Source organism: Mesorhizobium sp. M2C.T.Ca.TU.002.02.1.1 (assembly GCF_003997225.1).
Window position 1 is genome coordinate 1 of the sequence record NZ_RZTO01000493.1, and the last position, 4,679, is coordinate 4,679.

Annotated in this window: 6 protein-coding genes and 1 pseudogene; 2 read left to right on the forward strand and 5 right to left on the reverse strand. The window is 63.0% G+C overall.

All coding sequences use genetic code 11. The features are described 5' to 3' along the window. A pseudogene (locus EOD07_RS23145) lies at positions 1-459 on the reverse strand (class 1 fructose-bisphosphatase); the annotation flags it as partial. A 119-nt stretch (positions 460-578) separates the two neighbouring features. On the opposite strand from EOD07_RS23145, the gene EOD07_RS23150 reads away from it, so the two are divergent. Further along, a complete protein-coding gene (locus EOD07_RS23150) occupies positions 579-1,568 on the forward strand; it encodes a LysR family transcriptional regulator (protein ID WP_127237109.1) in 990 nt (329 codons plus the stop codon). Positions 1,569-1,794: 226 nt separating this feature from the next. Continuing rightward, positions 1,795-1,995: a hypothetical protein gene (locus EOD07_RS23155; RefSeq protein ID WP_041006125.1), complete on the forward strand. Its 201-nt coding sequence runs from the start codon at positions 1,795-1,797 to the stop codon at positions 1,993-1,995. 10 nt (positions 1,996-2,005) lie between these two features. On the opposite strand, the gene EOD07_RS23160 is transcribed toward EOD07_RS23155, so the two are convergent. The 4 genes from EOD07_RS23160 to EOD07_RS23175 form a co-directional block, all read right to left on the reverse strand. After that, positions 2,006-2,635, reverse strand: coding sequence for a hypothetical protein (locus EOD07_RS23160; protein ID WP_127237110.1), 630 nt, complete (start codon positions 2,633-2,635; stop codon positions 2,006-2,008). Beyond that, positions 2,635-3,510: an ABC transporter permease gene (locus tag EOD07_RS23165; RefSeq protein ID WP_040983865.1), complete on the reverse strand. Its 876-nt coding sequence runs from the start codon at positions 3,508-3,510 to the stop codon at positions 2,635-2,637. Before EOD07_RS23165 ends, EOD07_RS23160 begins: the two co-directional genes overlap by 1 nt. Then, positions 3,507-4,295: an ATP-binding cassette domain-containing protein gene (locus tag EOD07_RS23170; RefSeq protein ID WP_127237112.1), complete on the reverse strand. Its 789-nt coding sequence runs from the start codon at positions 4,293-4,295 to the stop codon at positions 3,507-3,509. Before EOD07_RS23170 ends, EOD07_RS23165 begins: the two co-directional genes overlap by 4 nt. A gap of 75 nt (positions 4,296-4,370) precedes the next feature. Continuing rightward, positions 4,371-4,679 (reverse strand): hypothetical protein (locus tag EOD07_RS23175; RefSeq protein ID WP_127237111.1); only part of this gene is annotated, 309 nt, incomplete at its 5' end.

The following is a 4,679-nucleotide window of genomic DNA, read 5'->3' on the forward strand; positions in this document are numbered from 1 at the left end:
CAGTATGCTCACGCCCGCCTGCAAAAAAGAGGCGGCCGGATCGGCGTCCGGCGCGCCAGTTGCAGGGAGGAGCGAGAAAATCGTTCCGACCGACACGTTGGTGTCGATGTTGGAGGAGCCGTCGAGCGGGTCGATGGCGACGGCGAGCGGGGCCTGCCTGTCGAGCAGGACCGGTTGCTCCAGCTCCTCGGAGGCATAGAGCGCGACCGGAGCGCGACGCATGGCGTCGAGGAAGATGTCGTCGGCGAAGACGTCGAGATCCTTCTGGACATCGCCGTCGGCATTGGCGCCGCGGGTCCCGGCAAAAGCGGCGCCGAGCGCGCCCTGGTTGATGGCGTTGCGGACCTTGGTGGCGGCCTGTGTGAGCTGCCGGACGGTGGCCACGATCGCAGCGCGGCGTTCGTCCGCGGGGTCGCCAAGATAGGAATTCAGAAAGGCGTCAAGCGTTGCCGCTGGCATCGTAACCTCCCGGTCCGGCCGTACCCCTCGAGGCCGGATGGAGCGATGAAACCAAACGATCCATGCTAAGTAAAATTCAATAACTTTACCCAGGCACTAAAATTAATTTAGTATGCCCTATGAGGAATCTCACGCTCAAGCAATTCAAGACCGTGCAGGCCATCGTAAGCCACGGGAAAATCGTTAGCGCGGCCAAGGTGTTAGGCCTTTCTCCTCCAGCGGTCACGATCCAGTTGCGGCAGGTGGAGGAGGAATTCCAGCTGGCCTTGTTCGACCGGACGTCGGACGGCATGCGTCCCACCGCCGCAGGGCTGGCCTTCGTCGAGGCGGCACAGGCCATAGACGAGCGGCTTCGCATGCTCGAGGACGAGATGGACGCCATCAAAGGCGTGCGCACCGGCAGCCTGAGGCTCGGCGTCGTTTCCACCGCCAAATATTTCGCGCCGCGGCTGATGGCCGGCTTCATGAAGGAGCATCCCGATATCGACATGCGGCTTGCCATCGGCAATCGCGCCGAAACGATCGACAGGCTGAAGAACCACGACATCGACATCGCGCTGATGGGCCGTCCGCCCAAGGAAGTTTCGGTGCGCGCTTCGGTCTTCGGCGACCATCCGCTGGTCATCGTCGCGCCGCCCGAGCATCCGCTGGTTTCGGCACGCGACATTTCCAAGGAAAGGATCGCCGAGGAGCATTTCCTCATCCGCGAGCCGGGCTCGGGCACGCGCATCTCGCTGGAGATATTCCTGAGCGACGTGCCCGGCCGGATCGACGATCTCGGCGTCGAGATGGGTTCGAACGAGACGATCAAGCAGGCGGTGATGGCAGGTCTCGGCATCGCCTTCATCTCCGCCCACACCATCGCCGCGGAAACGGAAGCCGGACGGCTCGTCATTCTCGACGTGGCCGGGATGCCGATCCGCCGGCAATGGTTTTCGGTGATGCGCACCGATCATGTGATTTCACCGGCCATGGCAACCTTCAACGATTTCCTGATGCGCAAGGGCGCGACTTACCTGCCCCTGTTCGGCAAACTGTATCCACACGCCGAAGCGGATGAAGCAGCGCCGGCACGGCAAGCGAGAACGCCTGCAAGGCGACCCAAGTGAAACGCCTGACATATCGGCCGTCGGGATCGTGCGAAAAGGTTCGGAAAGGGCGTCAGCAACGGGTCTCCGCCATGGCGATCGGCGGGCCGGCATGTTATATTGTTTATTGCTAATGGAAGGGCGGGCGGCAATTCGCATTCTCGGCAAGGCGGAAGGGCAGCCAACCCTGCGGGCAGATCGCCACGCGTCCCGGCGCGGGGTTCGGGATTTCGAAGGGGAAGGGGCAATGCTTTATACAATCGTGATGATGGTCTGCATGTCGGCCATGCCGCAGACCTGCGAGCAACGCGAGGAAATGGCGGACGGCCTGGCCATGAATCCCGGGGTGGCCTTCATGCAGGCGCAGCCGCTGGTCGCGCATTGGCTGGAGACACATCCGGGCTATTTCGTGCAGCGCTGGCGCGTGCTGCCTGGCCGGAGCAGTTGACCGAGACAGGTTATTTCTTCGCGGCAAGCGTCTCGGAGACGGTCTTGGCCAGCTGATAGAGCCGCTGTTCGATGATCGTCGGCACGTCGCAGACGTAAGTCAGCGATTGCGCGCGCTCGGTGAAGATCCGCGTCGCGAAATTCAGCTGGTCGGTGCGCCGCTCGACCTCGTCCGGATCCGCGTCGGGCTTTGCGCGCAACGCGTCGACATCGGACGCTTGCTTGCGCAAGTCGGCGGCCATTTCGAGCTGCCTGTGAGCGTAACGGGAAATGCCGGCAATCACGTGCGAACGCTCGGCGTCCATGTGGTCGAACAGGCCCTGCATGAGCATCGCCATTTTCGTTGCAAGCTGCTCGGCCGGAAGCGATTCCGCAAAATCCCTGATCTTCTTCTGCGCATCGCCGAGCGGCAGCCGCCGCGCCGCGACGTCCTCGACAAGGGCGGAGATCGATGCGTCGTCCGACCAGTCCTTGGCCGAGGGCGGAAGATCCGGCCCGTTCCAGACTTGGCCGAGCGACAATTGCGGCACCTTGCGCTGGACGCACGGCCAGTCCGGATCGGCGGTCGCCGCGCCGGCGTTTGTGGCCTGCGCAAGCAGGCTGACCATAACCAGGCTGAGAGCAAAGGCTGTTCTGGCCATCAGGCATTTCCTCCCGTGTCCTGCTTGCGAGTCATCAGGCCGCGCGAGGGATCGTAGGCGATGATGGCTGCGGCCAGGAACAGCAGCGTGCATCCGGCGACGACGCCCAGCGACACCCAATCGACCTGCCCGTAAAAGGCGAAGCGGATCAGTTCGACCGCGTAGGTGAACGGATTGACGAGACAGATCTTGTAGAGGAGGGGGCTGGCCTCCTGGATGCGCCACAACGGATAGAGGGCCGGTGAGGCGAAATAGCCAGGGAATATCACGAAGTTCATGATGCCGGCGAAGTTTTCGAGCTGCTTGATCATGGAGGACAAAAGCATCCCGAGGGCGCAAAGCATCATGCCCGACAAAAACAGCGCCGGCAGCACGAACAGGTAGCCGAGGGGCGGCGCCTTGACGCCCCAGAACCACGCCACGATCAGGAAGGCGTAGACCTGCGCGATCGACACGGCGACGCCGGCAAGCATCTTCGACACCAACAGGAACCAGCGCGGAAACGGGCTGACGAGCAGGGTGCGCATATTGCCCATCTCACGGTCGTAGACCATCGACAGCGAAGACTGCATGCCTGAGAACAGAAGGATCATGCCGCACAGACCGGGCGTGATGTAGACCTCGTAAAGGACGTAGGTCTTGTAAGGCGGGATGATCGAGACGCCGAGGACCTGGCGAAAGCCGGCGGCGAAGATGAACAGCCAGACGAGAGGCCTGACCAGCGAGGAGATGAAGCGCTCGCGTTGATGCAGGAAACGCAGGCACTCGCGGAGCACGACGCCCTTGAGGCAGATGAGATAGTGACGCAGGCCGAACGCGCCCGACCTCACCGGCGTGACAGAGGCGAGTTTTTGCGGCGTCGCGGACGTGCTCATGGCGAAATCTCCGCAATGCCGGCCGTGTCGCTGCGGTTGAGCTTCGAGAAGGCGTCGCGGATCGAACCGGTGCCGCTGGCCTGGATCAGATCGGACACCGTGCCGCTGGCGACGAGGTTGCCCTGGCGCAGCACGACGGCATGGTCGCCGTCCTCGACTTCGTCGATCAGGTGCGTGGCCCACAAAACGCCGATGCCCTCGGTGTCGACGAGCCTGCGGATGGTGGCCAGGATGCCGGCGCGCGACTGGATGTCGAGACCGACGGTCGCCTCGTCGAGCAGCAGCAGGGAGGGGCGGTGGAGCAGCGCCCTGGCGATCTCGATCCGTCGCATCTGGCCGCCGGAGAGGGAGCGGGCCTTGTCGTGCTCACGGCCCCGCATGTCGACCGTTTCGAGCAGGGTGGCGATGCGCTGCCGGGCCTCGCGCCCGCCGATACCGTGCAGCGCGGCGTGGTAGGAGAGGTTCTGGTACACGCTGAGATCGAGGTCGAGCGTGCGTGCCTGAAACACGATGCCGACACATCTGAGCGCTTCGCCGGAAGCGCGGCGGATGTCATGGCCGAAGATGCGGATCGATCCGTGGCGGGTGTCGTAAAGGTGGCTGATCAGCGAGAACAAGGTTGTCTTGCCCGCCCCGTTGAGGCCGAGCAGAACGGTGAAAGTCGCCGGGGCGATCGAGAAGGACACGTTGTTCAGCGCCCGTTTGGAACCGTAGGAATGGCTGACGCCGGCGACGTCGAGCGCCGCCACCTCATTTCCCGGCCCGCCTGTCCGCACATGCTGCACGCCGATCACCCTGTCCTCATATGCGCGCCGTTCTCATTCGCCCGTTCTCGTGTGCCAGGTCTCATTTGCCAGGTCTCATTTGATCGTGATCTTTCCCTTGAGGCCCTTGTCGGCAAGATCGGGGACGGACCAGCTGTACTCGCCCGGGCGCACGGTGTGGAACTGAACCAATATGGTTCCCGCATCGTCGAATTCGAGCCAGGCCGGCGCGCCGGCCATATGCACTTCGAGATCGTTTACGACGATCTGGTCGATCCAGACGTTGCGCCACAAGTCGGTCATGAACTTGTATTCGAAGCCGCCGTGAGACGTGATCTTCCAGCGATAGCCCTGGCCGGCGATCAGCTCGAAATCCGTACGGTTGACGTCGTAGCTGGATTTGTC

Excerpts from the sequence above, each read along its gene's own strand:
- EOD07_RS23155 (WP_041006125.1), top strand. The coding sequence starts at position 1,795 with ATGCTTTATACAATCGTGATGATGGTCTGCATGTCGGCCATGCCGCAG.
- EOD07_RS23160 (WP_127237110.1), bottom strand. The coding sequence starts at position 2,635 with ATGGCCAGAACAGCCTTTGCTCTCAGCCTGGTTATGGTCAGCCTGCTT.
- EOD07_RS23165 (WP_040983865.1), bottom strand. The coding sequence starts at position 3,510 with ATGAGCACGTCCGCGACGCCGCAAAAACTCGCCTCTGTCACGCCGGTG.
- EOD07_RS23150 (WP_127237109.1), top strand. The coding sequence starts at position 579 with ATGAGGAATCTCACGCTCAAGCAATTCAAGACCGTGCAGGCCATCGTA.